The sequence below is a fragment of the Azospirillum brasilense genome (assembly GCF_008365405.1).
GTDB lineage: Bacteria > Pseudomonadota > Alphaproteobacteria > Azospirillales > Azospirillaceae > Azospirillum > Azospirillum brasilense_D.
In genome coordinates, this window is the sequence record NZ_QOKV01000028.1 from 9,268 (window position 1) to 27,878 (window position 18,611).

The window sequence follows — 18,611 nt, forward strand, 5'->3', positions numbered from 1 at the left end:
CTGATCAGGCGGCGCCAGGTTATTGCCGAGTTATTACCGCCTCGCGCCGCCATTATCACCGCCACGAGGCGGTGATAATGGCGTCGATCTGCGGATAGGATCCGGAGGAAATGCTCGTCGTACCGGATGCCGGCGGGGTAACACCGGCCATGGCCTGAACCATCTGGTCCACCAACGTCGCCTGCAACACCGGGCCGTCGACGATCTCGATGCTGTCCAAGCGATGAGTGGTGCCGGAAAACCACCCGGCGACCGTCACTTTGTCGGAAGTCCCCACAAGTTGCAGTTCCAGGTCCGTCCCGACCTTGCGGAACCACAGTTGGTGCGGATCGACGGCGCTGTCGAACAAGAGGCGGTCGGTGCCTGTGTCCGCATCGTTTTCCACGATGCGGTCGCTGCCGCCGCCGGGAGCGAACCGGTAGATGTCGTTGCCCGGACCTCCGGCCAGCGTATCGTTGCCGGCCCCGCCGTAGAGATCATCGTCGCCGTCGCCACCCGAAAGCTGATCGTGTCCACCGCCGCCGATCAGCGTGTCGTCGCCGGCCTCGCCGTAAGCCACGTCGGCAAAACCCGTGCCGACCGCGTCGCTGCGGCTGTCCAACAGGTCGTTCCCGGCGCCGCCGTGCAGTTCGTCCCAACCGGAACCACCGATCAGCGTGTCGTTTCCACCCTCACCGAACAGCGTGTCGTTCCCCCCGCGACCATCGATCCAATCGTCCCCGGCGTAGCCCCACAGCGTCTCCGTCGACTCGCTGCCGACCGTCAACAGCGGCAGATCCTGAGCCGACAGGTCGATGTCGGTGCCATCGGCGAAGCGGACGGTCTGAACATAATTCGTCCCGTTCCCGGTTCCATTGAACCGGTTGGCGATCACGATCTGCTCCTCCCGGTCGTGGAAGCGCAGCACAAGGTAGGTGCCGAAGCGCGCAACATGGAGTTGGTCCGCCAAGAAGCCTTCGCCCATCAACAGCACGTCGTTGCCGCCGCCGCCCAGGATGGTGTCCCGCCCGCTCTCATACAGGATCAGATCGTCCCCCAGGCCGGCGTCGATGCTGTCGTCGCCGACACCGCCGGACAGCGTGTCGTCGCCGGCCTCGCCGAACAGGGCGTCATTGCCGTCGCCACCGTCGACGACATCGTTTCCGCTGCCCCCGAAAAGCAGGTCGCTGCCGGCTCCGCCGGACAGCGTGTCGGCGCCCGTCCCACCATCCAGAGAGTCGTTCCCGCCGAGACCATCGAGCCGATCGTCGCCATCGCCACCGTACAGCGAGTCGTTCCCGCCGCCGCCCACGATGGTGTCCTGTCCGGCGTCCCCATAAAGCTTGTCGCGGCTCGCTCCGTCGTCGCTGCTGTCGATCAGGTCGTCGCCGTCACCTCCGCTGACCAGGTCGCTGCCCGCCCCGCCATAGAGGCTGTCGTTGCCGCCATGGCCGTAGATCGCGTCGTCGCCGCCGTTGCCCCGTATGACGTCGGCAACCTTGTAGCCGTCCAGCGTATGGCTGGCGTTGTCGTCCCGCGTATCGATGACCAGGTCCTGGCGGCTCAGGTCGTAGGTCGCTCCATCGGCGAAGCGCAGGGTCTTGAGATAGTTCACCCCATCGCCGGCCCCACTGAAGCGGTTCGCCACCACGATGCGGTCGGGCAACCCGTCGAACAGGACATGCAGGTCTGCCCCGAACCGCTCAAAGCGCAGGTTGGCGGCATCGAACCCTTCCCCGAAGGCCAGGGTGTCGTCCCCCCCGCCTCCGGTGATGGTATCGCGGCCGCCCTGGTACAGGACCAGATCGTCGCCGGCTCCGGTGACGATCCAGTTGTTGCCAAGCCCACCCGCCAGCGTGTCGTCCCCGTCATCGCCATAGAGGGTATCGGCATCGCCGCCGCCATCGATCACATCGTTCCCGGCACCGCCAAAGAGAGTGTCGTTGCCCGTACCGCCGGACAGCGTGTCCTGGCCGGCATCGCCATACAGGATGTCGTTGTCCGCACCGCCGTCGGCGATGTCGTTGCCAGCACCACCCTTGATGGTGTCGACACCGGCGGCGCCAACGATGCGGTCGTCACCGGCTCCGCCTTCCACCGAGTCGTTGCCGGCGCCGCCATCGATCCAATCGTCGCCGTCACCGCCATAGAGAGCATCGCCGCCCGTCCCGCCGAGCAACGTGTCGTTGCCGCCGTCACCGTAGGCGGCGTCGCCGGCGGTGTCGTCACGGCTGTCGATCAGGTCGTCGCCGTCGCCGCCGTACAGCCTGTCGACCCCGGCCCCGCCATACAGCGTGTCGTCGCCGCCATATCCGTAAATGGAGTCCGTGCCGCCGTTGCCCCGGATCACGTCGCCGGCGTTGTAGCCGTCCAGAATGTGGCCGGCGTTGTCGTCATTCGTCGTGATGACGATGTCCGGACGGGACAGGTCGATCTCCGTGCCGTCGGCGAAGCGCAAGGTCTGCAGATAGTTGGCCCCATCGCCGGTGCTGGTGCTGGTGAAGCGGTTGGCGATGACGATCCGTTGCGCCGTTGCGGCGAACACCAGATGGAGATCCTTGCCGTAACGCTCCAGACGCATTCCGTCGGCGCCGTAGCCTTCCCCAAAGGCCAGAACGTCGTTGCCGCCGCCACCGACGATGGTATCGACTCCGCCGCCATAGACCACGAGGTCGTCGCCAGCCCCGCCGTCGACGCCGTTGGAACCCGTCCCGCCGAACAGCGTGTCGTTTCCGGCACCACCGAACAGCGTGTCGTTCTCCGTTCCGCCGGACAGGCTGTCGCTGCCGTCGCCGCCCTCCAGGTAATCGGCGCCGGCTCCGCCTTCGAGCACGTCGTTGCCCAGCCCGCCATACAGCGCGTCGGCGCCGTCGCCGCCCTTCAGCGTGTCGTCACCACCGTAACCGAGGATCGAGTCGTTGCCGCCGTTGCCTTCGATCCGGTCGCCGACCCGATAGCCGTGCAACGTTTCCGCCGCGGCGATCCCATAGGTTTCCAGCGCGATGTCCTGCGCGGTGAGGTCGAACAGAGTCCCGTCGGCGAAGCGCAGCGTCTGGACGTAGTTGGCCCCGTCCCCTTCGCCGTTGAAGCGCCCGACCACAACGATGCGGTCGCCCGTGTCGCGGAAGGTAAGGTGCAGATCGTCCCCGAAGCGTGAGAGATAAAGCTGATCCGCGACCAGCCCGGCACCGAGCTCCAGGACGTCCTTGCCGCCTCCACCCCGGACGGAGTCCTGGCCCTGCCCGGGCCCGGCATAAAGGAACAGATCGTCCCCATCGCCACCGTCGAGCGCGTCGGCGCCGGCACCGCCATCGAGCGTGTCGTTGCCGGCCTCGCCGTAGAGCTGGTCGTTTCCGCCACCCCCATGGATCGAATCATCCCCGGCGCCGCCATAGGCCACATCCACACCGCCGCCACCGTAGATCGTGTCCTTCCCGGTGCCGCCGTAGGATTGGTCGTTGATGCCGGCGGCGTCGGGATCGCCGCGGTTATCAATCAGATCGTCGCCGGCACCGCCATGCATCTGGTCGGAGCCGGTGCCGCCGATGAGAGTGTCGTTCCCCGCACCGCCAAGAAGGGTGTCATGGCCGCTACCGCCGTCGAGGAGGTCGTCGCCAAGACCGCCGCCGAGCATATCGTTCCCGTCGTTGCCCATCACGACGTCGTTTCCGGACGGCTCGTTGGGGGAAGGATTTGGCAGGGCCGGTTCGAGGTTCCAGGTGTAGGTGGTGGCTTCGGCCACGAACCCGGGAGCCGCAAAAGGATATCCATTGACCTCCAGACCGAGAGCGACGACGCCGCCATAACCGTTGAAACCAGGCCACCTATGGTCCACGACACTGATCTGCAAGTAATTGGCGTCGCTTCGATCCCGCAGGACGTACTGATAGTCCGTCGAATTTCCGACGACGATGTATGAGTCATCCCAATGAGAATAGTGGACCGTGACCCTGTCGTTCAGCAGAACCGTCCCATCGATCGTGAGAACGGTGTGTGGCCAGTATGCCAGATAGTAGCCGCCGAGCCTGATCCGGACGATGACGACCTCATTGCCGGTGTTCGAAACCAGATCGCCCCACAGGCGATCATCCCCGCTGCCCCCGATGACGGTGTCGTCGCCATTGCCGCCGAATGCCAGATCGTTGCCGGCTCCAGCCTCCAGGATGTCCGTGCCTTCTCCGCCTTCCACCCTGTCACTGCCGGCGCTCCCGTAAACGGTATCATCGCCGGCTTCACCGAACAGGTTCTCGCCCTGGCCGGACCTGCCATCGATCAGGTCGTCGCCATCACCGCCGTAGATGGTGTTGTAACCCGTCCCACCGGCCAGTGTGTCGCCGCCGGCATAACCGAGGAGCGTGTCATTGCCGCCCTGACCGTCGATGGTGTCGTCGACCCGATACCCTTCGAGCTTCTGCCCGGCGCTGCCATCGACGGTGCGGATCACCAGATCCTGCCGGGTCAGGTCCACCAGGGTCCCGTCGGCGAAGCGCAGCGTCTGGACGTAGCTCGCCCCGTCGCCGTTCCCGTTGAAACGACCTGCGATGATGAGCTGGTCGCTCATCCCCTGGAACCGCACATAGAGATCGGCGCCGTAGCGGGCGAAGTGATAGCTGCCAGACGAGAAGGCCGCACCGAGGTCGACCACATCGTCGCCGCCGGTGTTGTAGACCGTGTCCTGGCCACCGTCGAACCGGACAAGGTCGTTGCCGGCGCCGCTGTGGATCACATCGTTGCCGGCGCCACCGATCAGCGTGTCGTCGCCGGCCCCGCCCAGCAGCGCATCGTCGCCGTTCCCGCCTTCGAGCGTGTCGGCGCCGTCGCCGCCTTCCAGGCTGTCGCTGCCATCCCCTCCGATCAGGCGGTCGCCACCCGCCCCGCCGTAAAGCGTATCGGCTCCGAGCCCACCGTCCAGCAGGTCGTCGCCGGCATAGCCATAGACGGTATCGTTCCCACCCGATCCCCGGATCGTGTCGTTGGCGTTGTAGCCTTCCAGCTTCTCGGCCGCGTCGGTCGCCACCGTCTCCAGCACCAAGGCCGGATCGGTGATGTCCGCCAGCGCGCCGTCGGCGAAGCGCAGCGTCTGGACGTAGCTCGCACCGTCCGCCGCCCCGTTGAAGCGGTTCCTCAGCACGATCTCATCCGCCGCGTTGCGGAAGCGCAGGTGGAGGTCGTTGCCGAAGCGCGCGTAGTAGAGCTCCGCCTTGGTCAGTCCGGCACGGATCTCCAGGACGTCCCGGCCGCCCTCGTTGGCGATGATGTCCCGCCCGCCGCTGTGGCGGATCAGGTCGTCGCCGAGACCGGTTGAAATCGTATTGGTACCGCTACCGCCCTCCAGCGTGTCGTCGCCGACGTTGCCCTCCAGCCAGTCGTTCCCGGCGTTGCCCAGCAAACTGTCGTCGCCGTCGCCGCCGCCGAAGGTTTCACCCCCGTCGCCGCCGATGATGGTGTCGTTCCCGGCCTCGCCATAGGCCACGTTGGCCGAGGCCCCGGTTCCGACGTCGTCGCTGTTGTCGATCCAGTCGTTGCCGGCGCCGCCGTAATACTGATCGGCGCCCAGACCGCCGATCAGCGTGTCGTCGCCGTCACCGCCGGTAAGGCTGTCGTTGCTGTCCCCGCCCAGCAGCAGGTCGCGGCCTGAGTCGCCATGGAGCTGGTCGGTGCCGGTCCCGCCGATCAGCGTGTCGTCGCCCGCTCCGCCGTAGAGCAGGTCGTTGCCGGTCCCGCCGTCCAGCAGATCGTCGCCGGCATAGCCGTAGACGGTGTCGTGACCGCCCAATCCCTGAATGGTGTCGTTGACATTGTAGCCCTGCAGCGTTTCGGTCCCATCGGTCGCCACCGTCTCCAGGACCAGCGCCGGATCGGTGATGTCCGCCAGCGCGCCGTCGGCGAAGCGCAGCGTCTGGACGTAGCTCGCACCGTCCGCCGCCCCGTTGAAGCGGTTCCTCAGCACGATCTCATCCGCCGCGTTGCGGAAGCGCAGGTGAAGGTCGTTGCCGAAGCGCGCGTAGTAGAGGTCCGCCTTGGTCAGTCCGGCACGGATCTCCAGGACGTCCCGGCCGCCCTCGTTGGCGATGATGTCCCGCCCGCCGCTGTGGCGGATCAGGTCGTCGCCCAGGCCGGTCGAGATCGTATTGGTACCGCTGCCGCCCTCCAGCGTGTCGTCGCCGGCTTCGCCGTACAGGCTGTCGTTGCCGTCATCACCGCTCAGGCTGTCGTTGCCGGCCCCACCGAACACCGTGTCCGAGTCCGCGCCGCCGCTGGCGGTGTCATCCCCCGCGCCGCCCTCGACATAGTCGGTTCCGTTGCCTGCGACGATGACGTCGTCGCCGGCTTGGCCGTAGTGCAGGTCGTTGCCGTCGCCGCCCTCCAGCGTGTCGTTGCCGTCCCCGCCCTCCAGCCGGTCGTCGCCGATGTTGCCCAGCAACCGGTCGTTGTCGGCGCCGCCATAGATCAGGTCGTTCCCGGCGCCACCGTCCAACAGATCGTCGCCGGCATAGCCATAGATGGAATCGACCCCGCCCAGGCCCTGGATGGTGTCGTTGGCGTTGTAGCCCTCCAGCTTCTCGTACGCATCGGTCGCCACCGTGTCGAGCACCAGCATCGGGTTGGTGATGTCCACCAGCGTGCCGTCGGCGAAGCGCAGCGTCTGGAGATAGGACGCCCCGTCCCCGGCCCCGCTGAAGCGGTTGGCGAGGATCACCTCGTCCGACCGGCCGCGGAAGCGCAGATGGAGGTTGTCGGCGAAGCGCGCGAAATAGAGATCCGACGCCGACAGGCCGCCGCCGATCTCCAGAATGTCCTGCCCGCCGCTGTTGCTGATCGTCTCGCGCCCGCCGTCGTAGCGGACGAGGTCGTCGCCGAGACCGGTGAACAGCGTGTCCGTGCCCTCCCCGCCGGTCAGCGTGTCGTTGCCGTCGCCGCCCTCGAGCGTGTCGTTTCCGGCATCGCCGTTCAGAACATCGTCATCGGCGCCGCCATACAGGTAGTCGGACCCGTCGCCGCCGGACAGCGTGTCGCGCCCCGCCCCTCCGTAGAGGAAATCGTTGCCAAGACCACCGGACAGCGTGTCCTCACCCGTCTCGCCGTCGAGGGTGTCGCCGCCGTCGCCGCCCTCAAGGCTGTCGTCGCCGGTTCCGCCGAGGATGGAATCGCTGCCGGCCCCGCCATCGAGGGTGTCGTTGTCCGCGTAGCCGTAGATGGTGTCGTTGCCGGCCATGCCACGGATGACGTCGCCGACGTTGTAGCCTTCCAACGCCTCGCTGCCGGGATTCGCCACCGTCTCCAGCGCGATGTCCTTGCGGGTCACGTCGAAGGTCGACCCGTCGGCGAAGCGCAGGGTCTGCACGAAGCTGGTCCCGTCGCCCGCCCCGTTGAAACGCCCGGTCAGAACGATCTGCTCGCCCGAATTGCGGAAGCGGATGTGGAGATCCTTTCCGAAGCGCGCGAAATACAGGTCCTCCGGCGCGATGCCGGGACCCATCTCCAGAACGTCGTTGCCGCCTTCGTTGGTGATGGTGTCGCTGCCGCCGCCGTAGCGGATCAGATCGTCCCCGGCGCCGCTGTAGAGCGTGTCGTTGCCCGCCCCGGCGGCCAGCGTGTCGTTGCCGGCCCGGCCATAGACGGTGTCGTTGCCGCTTCCGGCGATCAGGAGGTCGTCGCCGTCCTCCCCGTCGATGGAGTTGTCGCCCTCCCCGCCGTCGATGCTGTCGTTCCCGGTGCCGCCGAACAGCAGATCGCCGCCGCCGCCGCCCAGGATGGTGTCGTCGCCGTCGCGGCCATAGGCCACGTCGCGGGCGCCATCCGTGCCCGGATCGTCGCGGCTGTCCAGCAGGTCGTTGCCGGCCCCGCCGTCGAGGGAGTCCGCCCCCCTCCCACCGACCAGCGTGTCGTCACCGGCGTAGCCGAGGATGGAGTCGTTGCCCGCCCCGCCCTCGATCCGGTCGCCGACGTTGTAGCCGAAGAGCTGCTCGTTGGCGGCGGTCGCCACCGTTTCCAACGCGATGTCGGTCCGCGTCAGGTCGAAGCGGGTGCCGTCGGCGAAGTCGATCCGCTCCACGTAGGACGCACCGTCGCCCGCCAGATTGAACCGTCCGGTCACGATGATCTCGTCGGCCGGCCGGCCGCGGAAGCGGATGTGCAGGTCGTTGCCGAAGCGCGCGAAGTAGAGCCCGCCGCGGGTGATCCCCGGCCCCATCTCGATGGTGTCGAACCCGCTGGTGTCCAGCAGCGTGTCGCGCCCGTCGCCGGGCCGGTAGACGTAGGTGTCGTTGCCCGCACCGCCGTCCAGCGTGTCGTTGCCGATCCCACCGATCAGCGTGTCGTTGCCGCCGCTGCCGCTCAGCCGGTCGTCGCCATCCTGGCCCAGCAGAAGGTCGTCGGTCGCCGTGCCGGTCAGCAGGTCGCCCGTGGTGCCGCCCAGCATCGCCAACTCGCCCAGCGGCAGGGTGGTGCCGTCGGCGAACTGGAGCCCGGCCAGCCCGGTGGTGCCGTCGCTGTACGAGAAGTGGTTGACGATGCGGATCTGGCGGCCCGTCTCGCGGATCACGACGACGAGGTCGCTGCCCGAGCGGGACAGCACCACGTCCTTCCAGTCCAGCCCGGGCGGCAGGCCCACCGTGTCGCCGCTGCCGGGGAAGACCGTCTGGTCCGACCCCAGATCGTCGAGTTGGAAGACCGAGGGGCCGTCGCCGCCGATCCAGACATGCTCGACACCGAGGTTCCACGACGGTCCCGAGGGGAAGCTCACCTCGTCGAGACGGTTCTCGAAATGGTTGACCACCAGGATGTTGACCGTGCCGTCCGCCGAGACGATGCGCAGGTCGTCGTGGATGCGCACCAGCCGCAGGTTGGCCGGCGGCACCCCGGCGGTGAAGCTGAGCCGGTTGAGCTCGCCGCCCGGATGGATCGTGGTCGGTCCGCTGTTGGCGCCGACGTTGAAGGTGTTGTTGCCCAGGCTGCCGATCAGGATGCCGTTGCCGCCGACCGTCCAGCTCTGCCCGTTCCCGTAGGCCAGGGTGCCCAGGCCCGAGCCGGACCCCGCGACCCCGTTCGGCCCGAAATGGTTGACGGCGATCAGGTCGATGCGCCCGTCGTCGGTGAAGATGCGGAGGTCGACGCCGTCCCGCTCCATGCGGACGTCCGCCGGCGCGATGCCCGGCCCAAGGGTGAGGCGGTCGGTGCCGCCGCCGGGGAAGACGTAGAGCCGCCCCTGGCCGGGCAGGATCATGAAGTCGTCGGTGCCGGCGTCGCCGAACACGACATTGTCGCCCCACACGTTCACGACCTTGCCGCCGGAGAAGGTCACCGCCTCCAGACCGCGCGACATGCCCTCGGTCGGCGGAGCGAACTGGTTGACGACGCGCACCGTCCGCCCGCTTCCGATGAAGACCACCAGCAGATCGTTGCCGTCGCGGGCGAGCGTCACGTCGCCCGGACCGACGTCGGGGCCGAAGTTGATGGTGCCGCCGCCGCCGGAATGGATGACCTGCTGGGCGGGGCCGGTCTTGCCGATCTGGAAGACGTCGCCCCGGCCTCCCCCGATCAGCGTGTCCCGGGACGAGAGGTCGAAGCTCCGCCCGTCGGGGAACGTCAGGTCCTTGATGGCGCCGTAGTAGTTCAGGACGGTGATGACCTGGCTGGTGCGGTCGATGTGGATTTCCAGGTCCGAGCCGGTCCGGAACATCACGACCTCGGTGCTGTCGATGTCGCCGAACACCAGCGAATCGCCGCCTTCGGTGTAGATCGTCTGCGAGCCGGTGTCCCGCCCGACCAGGAACTGGGTCGGCCCCTTCCCGCCGAACACCACCTTGTCGCCGGTCAGCGGCATCATGGTGCCGTCCGGTCGCTGGATCGCCTCCAGCGGCGCCCCCGCGAAGTGGTTGACGATGGTCAGGGAGTCCTTCGTGCCGTCCACCGTCACGCGCAGATCGTCGCCGAAGCGGGTCAGCCGGATCTTCGACCCGTCGACGGTGTCCACGATCCGCACCCGGTCGTCTCCGGAGGTGTCGGGATAGAGGATGACGTCGCCCATGCCGGCCTGGATGACGAACTCGTCATGGCCCGAACCGCCGATCAGCACCTTGCCGCCCTGGATGTTCCAGGTGGTGCCGTTGTCGAAGACGAGGTCGCCGACGCCGTCCATCGCGAAATGGTTGACGATGACGATCTCGTCCTGCCGTCCCTCGATGGTGATGTGCAGATCCGCCCCGACGCGGACCACCCGCGTCTTGCCCGGGTCGGCGTCGATGCTCAGATGCTGGCCGGGGCCGCCGGGATAGATGATCGGGCCCGCCGGCAGGGTTTCCCGGCCGCCGCCGCTGATGTGGACGGTGGATCCGGCGATCGGCCAGACCACGCCGTTGAGGAAGATGATCTCCGGGATCATCACCACCCCGCCCGACGCGAACTGGTTGACGATGGTCATGCTGTCGGCGCCGAGCGTGACGCGCAGGTCGTCGCCGACGCGGGTCAGCCGCAGGTCCTTCGGATCGACGCCGGGGGCCGCGACGATCCGGTCGCCGTTGGCCTTGCCGCCGCCATACACGATGACGTTGCCCATGCCGGGCGTCAGCGTGAACACGTCGTCGCCGTCGGTGCCGACCTGGACGCCGTTTCCGCCGACCGTCCAGACCTTGCCGTCGCCGAAGGCGACGCTGCGGAGCGCGTTGCCGAGGAAGTGATTGAGAATGGTGACGACGTCGCCGCCGTCGCCCATGACGATCTCGAGGTCGCCGCCGGAGCGGCGCAGCACGGTGCCGAGGCTGTCGATGCGCGGATCGAAGCGCAGGACGTCGGTCCCGCCGCCGGGATAGATCGAGACGTGGCCGACGCCCGGCCTGGCCTCGAAGGTTTCGGTGCTGCTGCCGCCGAGCTGGATCTGGTGGCCCCAGATGTTCCAGATGTTGCCGTCCACGAACCGGATGGAGTGGACGCCGCCGCTGGCCCCGCCCGCGAAGTGGTTGAGCACGGTCAGCGAGTCGCCGAGGCCGTAGACGGTCACCACCAGATCGTCGCCGACCCGCTGGAGCCGGACGTTGGCCGGGTCGATGCCCTGGCCGATGGTGATCTGGTCCATCCCGATGCCCGGCAGCACGATCCGCGAGCCGGTGCCGGGCGCCAGCGTGAAGCTGTCGTCCCCGGCGCTGCCGACCAGCACGTTGGGATCGGTCAGCCGCCATGTCCGACCGCCAACGACCACATTCTCCAGCACCGACGCGCCCCATCCGGTCGCGAAGTGGTTCAGCACCGTGATCCGCTCGGCGCTGCCCTGCACGGCGATGACGAGGTTCTCGCCCTCCCGCACGAAGCTCAGCTTGTCGGTGGGGATGCCGGTGCCGAAGCTCAGCGTGTCGAAACCCTTGCCGGCGAACAGGGTCACCGCGCCGTCGCCGGGCTTCACCGTGAAGAGGTCCGCGGTGTCGCCGCCGATGCGGAAGCCTTCCGCCGCACCGATGGTCCACACCGTGCCGTCGGCGAAGGTGATGGTGCGCAGCCCGCTGTTGCCGGCGGCCAGACCGTCGAAATGGTTCAGCACGGTGACGCGGTCGCTGGTCCCGGCGATGCCGATGACCAGCGTGTTGCCGTCGCGGCTCAGCGCCACGTCCGTGGGGCGGATTCCAGCGCCGAGCACCAGCCCGTCCGCTCCGCCGCCGCCGGCCAGCACCCGCCCGCCCAGGCCCGCCGTGATGGTGAAGACCTCGTCGGTGCCGGTGCCGACGATCAGGCGGGTGTTGTCGACGGCCCATGCCGTGCCGTCGCCGAAGCGGATGGTGGAGACGCCGTCCGGGTTGCCGTCGAAGTGGTTCTTGACGATCCAGGAGTCGGAGCTTCCGATGTAGGCGATGCGCAGGTCGTCGCCCTCGCGGGTCAGCCGCATCCGGTCGGGGTCGATGGTCAGCGCGAAGCTGATGGTGTCGGTGCCCTCGCTGCCGTAGAGCGTCACCTCCCCGCCACCGAGGCCGAACACGGTGGTGTCGTTGCCGGTGGTGCTGATGACGATGTCGGCGCCGCTCACCCGCCAGCGGGTGCCGTCGGCCAGCTCGATCGCCTGGATTCCGCCGTTGCCGGCCCCGGCCAGAACGTCGGCGGAGAAGTGGTTGAAGGCGATCACCGAGCGGTCGGTCCCGGCGATGCGGATTTCCAGATCGTCGCCGCGGCGCGACAGGCGCAGGTCGGCGGCGGTCACGTCCTCGCCGAAGCGGATGACGTTCGCCCCGTCGTCGGCGTGGACCGTGCGGCTGGTGAATCCCGGCTCGATGGCGATGGTGTCGTCGCCCGTGCCGCCCATCAGCAGGATGTCGCCCCACACCGGCCAGACCACGCCGTCCGCGAACACGAACTCCCGGATGCCGCCGATGCCCGCCCCCGCCGCGCCGTTGGCGGCGAAATGCTCCATGATGGTGACGCGGTCACGGGCGTAGCCGTCCTCGCCCGCCGGGCCGCCGCCCGCATCGAACAGGATGTGCAGGTCGTCGTCGATGCGCACCAGATGCGCGATCTCGTGCCGGAAGCCCGAACCCAGCTGGACGATGTCGTTCCCGCCCTCGCCGAAGACGACAACATGGCCGGCGCCGGACGGCGCGGTGATCACGTCGTCGCCCGGCGTGCCGGTCAGCACGAGGTCGCCGAACATGCGGACGCCGTCCTGGACGTTCACCACGCTGTCGCCGCGGCGGTAGCTGTTGTAGAGGACGCCGCCCTCGGTCAGCGTGCCGACCCGCCGCCAGCCCGATTCCTTGAAGGTCACGAAGTCGTCGCGGTCGCCGGTGACGTAGAGCGGCGCGCCGCCCGCGTTGGCCCGGACGCCCTGCTCGTTGAAGATCAGCGTCTGGTGGCCCTCGGCGGTCAGGTCGAACCGCTCGATCCCGTGGACGTTCACGGCGGTGCCCAGCAGCATCAACCGGTTGCCCTCGAACCGCAGCGTGTCGTCGCCCGAACCGCCGTCCACCGAGACGAAGCCCTCGTCCAAGACCCGCAGCGTGTCGTTGCCGGCCCCGCCCGCCAGCGCATCGCCCCCGCCCCGGCCGTCGAGGTAATTGTCCGCGCCGTCGCCGGTCAGGCTGTCGGCCTGCCCGGTGGCGATCACCCTTTCCACTCCGGACAGGCGATCCCCCTCCGCGTCGCCGCTGCTGCCGGTGCCCGCCGTGAGATCAACCGTCACCCCGGCGGCGGAGGCGGAATAGTCCGCGGTGTCGATGCCCGCGCCGCCGACCAGCGTGTCGGCTCCGGCCCCGCCGATCAGCGTGTCGTCGCCAGCATCACCGTCCAGCCGGTTGGCCCCGCCGTCGCCGATCAGGAGGTCGGCGTGGCCGGAACCCGACAGATTCTCGATGCCGGTCAATCGGTCGCCTTCGGCGTCGCCGCCCAGGCCGGTCCCTGTGGTGAGATCGAGCGTGACCCCCGCGTCCGATCCGGAATAGTCGGCGGTGTCGGCTCCGCCGCCACCCTCCAGCGTGTCGGCGCCCGCCCCGCCCTTCAGGACGTTGTCCAGACCGTCGCCGGTCAACCGGTCGTCGAAGGCCGAGCCGATCAGGTTCTCGACCCCGCTCAGCCGGTCGCCCTCGGCGGTGCCGCCGCTGCCGGTGCCGGCCGCGAGGTCCACGACCACCGCGTCGGCGGAGGCGGAATAATCGGCGGTGTCGATGCCCGCCCCGCCGATCAGCGTGTCGGCACCCTCGCCGCCGATCAGCGTGTCGTCGCCGGCCGCACCGTCGAGGCGGTTGTCCCCGCCATCGCCGGTCAGCCGGTCGGCCTGGTTGGAACCGGTCAGGTTCTCGATGCCGGTCAGACGGTCGCCTTCGGCGTCGCCGCCGGTCCCCAGGCCGGTCGACAGATCGACGGTGACCCCGTTTGCCGAGGCTAGGTATTCCGCGGTGTCGATGCCCTCGCCGCCGATCAGCGTGTCCGCACCACCCAGGCCGGCCAGCGTGTCGTTGCCGCCCTGCCCGTCCAGCCGGTTGCGGTTCGCGTCGCCGGTCAGCCGATCGTTGCCGGCGGAGCCGAGCAGATTCTCGATCCCCGACAGCCGATCGCCCTGCGCATCGCCGCCGGTTCCCGTGCCGCTCGCCAGGCTGACCGTCACGGCGGCGCCCGACGCCGTGTAATCCGCCGTGTCGGTCCCCACCCCGCCGACCAGAGTGTCGGCGCCGGCACCACCGACCAGCGTGTCGTCGCCCGCAGCGCCGTCGAGCCGGTTGGCCCCGCCGTCGCCGATCAGGCGGTCGTTGCGGCTGGAGCCGGTGACGTTCTCGATGCCGGCCAGGACGTCGCCCTCCGCATCACCGCCCAGACCGGTCCCGGTGGCGAGATCGACGGTCACCGCGGCGGTCGAGGCCGAGTAATCCGCGGTGTCGGTTCCAGCCCCGCCGATCAGCGTGTCGGCCCCGCCCAGGCCGGCCAGGGTGTCGTTGCCCGCCCGCCCGTCGATCCGGTTGCCCCCGGCGTCGCCGGTCAGACGGTCGTTGCCGTCCGAGCCGAGCAGGTTTTCGATCCCGCTCAACCGGTCGCCCTGCGCGTTGCCGCCGCTGCCGACCCCGGTCGTCAGGTTGACGGTGACCGCCGCCGAGGCCGAATAATCCGCGGTGTCGGTGCCCTCGCCGCCGACCAGCGTGTCCGCCCCGGCGCCACCGGCCAGCGTGTCGTCGCCGGTGCCGCCGTCGAGCCGGTTGCCGCCGCCGTTGCCGGTCAGACGGTCGCCGAAGGCGGAGCCGATGACGTTCTCGATGCCGGTCAGGATGTCCCCCTCCGCATCGCCGCCATGGCCCGTTCCGGTTTCGAGATCGACAGTCACCGCCTCCAGAGAGGCCGAATAGTCCGCGGTGTCGGTGCCCTCGCCACCGATCAGCGTGTCGGCCCCGGCCCCGCCGGCCAACGTGTCGTCGCCAGCATCACCGTCGATGCGGTTGGCGCCGCCGTCGCCCGTCAGGCGGTCGTCGTGGCTGGAGCCGATGATGTCCTCGACCCCGCTGATCCGGTCGCCCTCGGCGTCGCCGCCGGCCCCGGTGCCCGCGGCGAGATCGACCGTGACGCCGCTGGCCGATCCGCTGTAGGCGACGGTGTCGATGCCCTCGCCGCCGACCAGCGTGTCCGCCCCGGCGCCGCCCTCCAGGCTGTCGTTCCCGGCGGCTCCGTCCAGGCTGTCGTCGCCAGCCCCGCCGGAGAACTGGTTGTCGCCCGCATCGCCGATCAGCGTGTCGTTGCCCGCCCCGCCCCGGACATTCTCGATCCCGGACAAGCTGTCGCTCATCCAGCCGCCGTGCTGCACGCCCCCATTGGACAGATCCACGGCGATGGGTCCGGAGCCCGCCCCGAAATCGACGGTGTCGATGCCGTCGCCGCCGATCAGGACATTGTGCCCACCGCCGCCGGACAGCACGTCGTCACCGTCGCCGCCGATCAGCGTGTCGTCGCCCATTCCGCCGACCAGGGTGTCGTCGCCGTCGCCGCCGTCCAGAAGGTCGCCGTTGTAGTCGTCGCCGACGCTGAGGCTGTCGTTGCCCGCCCCGCCGATCAGCGTGTCGCTGCCGAAGCCGCCCTCCAGCGTGTCGTCGCCGTCCCCGCCGTCGTAGCGGTCGTTGCTCCAGTAGGAACCGCCCTCGCCCAGCCGGTCGTTCCCGGCGCCGCCCAGCAGCGTGTCGTCGCCCTCGCCGCCGTAGAGCACGTCGTCGCCGGCTCCGCCGTCCAGATGGTCGGCGCCGCCGTCGCCATACACCGTGTCGTCACCGTCACCCGCGGTGATGCGGTCCGCGCCGCCGCCCGCAAGGACGACGTCGTTGCCGCTGCCCGCGTCGATGGTGTCGTTGTTCTCTCCGGCGTCGATCCAATCGTTACCGGCGCCGCCGCGGATGCTGTCGTCGCCGGTTCCCGCGATGATGCGGTCATCGCCGCTGCCGCCGTCCAGAAGGTCCTCGTTGCCGCCCCCGAGCAGCGTGTCGTCGCCCGCCCCGCCATGGAGCGTGTTGGCGTTGGTGCCGCCGTCCAGGCTGTCGTCGCCCAGCCCGCCATACAGAACGTCTTCGTTGCTGCCGCCGATCAGCGTGTCGTTGCCGGAGCCGCCGTAGAGCGTGTCGTTCTCGCTGCCGCCGTCCAGCAGATCGTCTCCGGATCCGCCGGACAGCACGTCGGACTGGCTGCCGCCGGTCAGGGTGTCGTTGCCGGACCCGCCGTCCAGGCTGTCGTCGCCCCAGTCGCCGGCCACCACGTCGTTGCCGGCGCCGCCATGCAGGGCGCCACCACCCCCGCCGCTGGACAGGGTGTCGTCCCCACCGCCGCCGGACAAGGTTTCGGCCAGCCAGATGCCGCTGATGGCGACGCCGCTGCCGTCCCGATCCTCCCCCGCCTCGGCGGCCAGCTCCACCGAGGCCGGGAGGCCGTTCTCGTCGGCCGCGCCGTCGTTGCGGCCGTCCGTCACGTCGATGTACAGCACCGTGTCCGCGCTGAGGCCGCCGTCGTCGGTGACCCGCACCGTGACGGCATGGGCGGGGGCCGCGCCGGCATCGAGGCTGGCGCCCTCCGCCACGGCGATCCGCCCCGTGGCTGCGTCGATGGTGAAGCGGCCGCCGGCGTCGTCGATCAGACTGTAGGCGAGCGCCCCGCCCTCCGGATCGGCGGCCTGCACGGTGCCGACGACCGTGCCCGCCGGCGCGGCCTCGTCCACGCGCCCGCCGGCCAGCGTCGCACCGGCCAACGTCACACCGGTCGGGGCATCGTTGACCTCGGCCAGGGTGACCGTGACGGTCTGGGTCGCCACGCCGCCACGCCCGTCCGACACGGTGATGCGGAACAGGTCGGTGCCCGCGTAATTGGCGCCGGGCGTGTAGGTGAAGAGGCCCCCGGCGGTCAGGCTGAGGGTGCCGTGGGCCGGCCCCTCGGCAACGGCGTAGGTCAACGCGTCGTTGTCGGCATCCACCGCGCCGACGCTGCCGGTCAGCACCGTGTCCTCCGTGCCGGCCAGGAACTGGTCGCTCACCACCGGGGCGCTGCTGGCCCGGCTGGCGAGGCTGCCCACGTCGGCAGCCACGCTGTCCACCAGCACCTCCAGCGTGTTCCAGTTGCGGACGGCGAGCTTGAGTACGTCGCTGGTGAAGGTCTGGCCGTCGTCGCCATGCTGCCGGATGAAGTCGCGCAGTCGGACGAGTTCGCCCGCGACCGCTCCGGTGATCTGGGCCGAGGTCAGTTCGACCCGCAGCCGGTCGCTCCCCGCGCCGCCGTCCAGCGTGTCGGCGCGGGTCTGGGTGGACAGGCTCTGGATCGCCAGATCGTCGCCCCCGCCGCCCTGGACGAGATCGCCGCCGTCGCCGCCGATCAGCGTGTCGGCGCCCATCCCGCCGATCAGCGTGTCGTCGCCCAAGCCGCCGTCGAGCCGGTCGCCGTTGTAATCGTTGCCGACGGTCAGGCTGTCGTTGCCGGCACCGCCCAGCAGCGTGTCGCTGCCGTAGCCGCCGTCCAGCGTGTCGTCGCCGTCACCGCCGTCATAGAGATCGTTGTTCCAATAACCGCCGCCCTCGCCCATCCGGTCGTTGCCGGCGCCGCCCAGCACCGTGTCGTCGCCGTCGCCACCATACAGAACGTCGTTGCCGTCCGCGCCGTCCACCCGGTCGGCGCCGCCGTCGCCGTACACCGTGTCATCGCCGTCACCCGCGGAGATGCGGTCCATCCCGCCGCCGCCATAGATGGTGTCGTCGCCGCTGCCCCCGTCGAGGGTGTCGTTGTTCTCGCCGCCGTCGATGCGGTCGCTCCCGATTCCGCCCAGGATGCTGTCGTCGCCCCAGGTGCCGGTCAGCACGTCGTTCCCGGCCCCGCCGTCAATAACGCCGCCGCCGCCGCCGCTCGCTATGGTGTCGTGCCCGGCCCCGCCCAAAAGGGTTTCGGTCCGCCAGTCGCCGGAAATGACTGAATTGGTGGCTGAGGTGGTCGTGTCGGTCATCAGCGTCCCCTTTTCGGGCGTTCGGTCCGGTTGGGTCGAATGGTTGGAATAGGATCAGGCGGAGGGGTAAGACGCCGTCGGCAAGCGCGAGCAGGGTTTGACGACGGGTGACGGGCAAGCGGCTGTCGGCGGGCCGGATAGGGAACCGGAGCGCCTTACGTTCGAAACTGCATACCTTTGCGCGAAAATATCGCCTCAAATACGTCTTTGAGCATCAAATTTCGCTCAATCTGATGGTATATTTTCGTGTTATCAATAATAAAATTCTACCAACACGGGATTATCCTGATGCCCGTGTGAGCCATTGTGTCGCATGGGAGGGCAATGACGTGAAATTCACGCGATCCACCCGGCGAGATCGTCCTTATGCGCGTCCAACAGGAGAAGCGGATCAACCCATACGTCTCCCGCCTTCCATGGGAGAGCGTCTGTGCGAGGAGCGGGGCCTGACTCACACGAGCCTGCCGGCACCTGAGGATTTCGCCGGACCATCTGAACCAGCTCGAACGCAACCGGCGGCTTCTGACAGTACCGCTGCTGCGGATTGGTCCGTGGAACTCCTCGACTTCGGCCCGCCGGCCTTTGAGCCGGCCTTTAAGGTGCCGGCCCTCAAGAAGATGTCGTCAGGTTGGCGAGCGGGAGCCGCGCATGGCAATTTGCCGGCTGTGAATACGACACCCGATCCGTACCGCGGTTTTCGCTCGTCAAC

Annotated in this window: 1 protein-coding gene; it reads right to left on the reverse strand. The window is 69.0% G+C overall.

Annotated features, from left to right (window positions below; translation table 11 throughout):
* Window positions 1-55: 55 nt before the first annotated feature.
* Window positions 56-17,902: a calcium-binding protein gene (locus DS837_RS27970; RefSeq protein ID WP_149167724.1), complete on the reverse strand. Its 17,847-nt coding sequence runs from the start codon at window positions 17,900-17,902 to the stop codon at window positions 56-58.
* Between the last annotated feature and the right edge of the window lie 709 nt (window positions 17,903-18,611).

Excerpts from the sequence above, each read along its gene's own strand:
- DS837_RS27970 (WP_149167724.1), bottom strand. The coding sequence starts at position 17,902 with ATGACCGACACGACCACCTCAGCCACCAATTCAGTCATTTCCGGCGAC.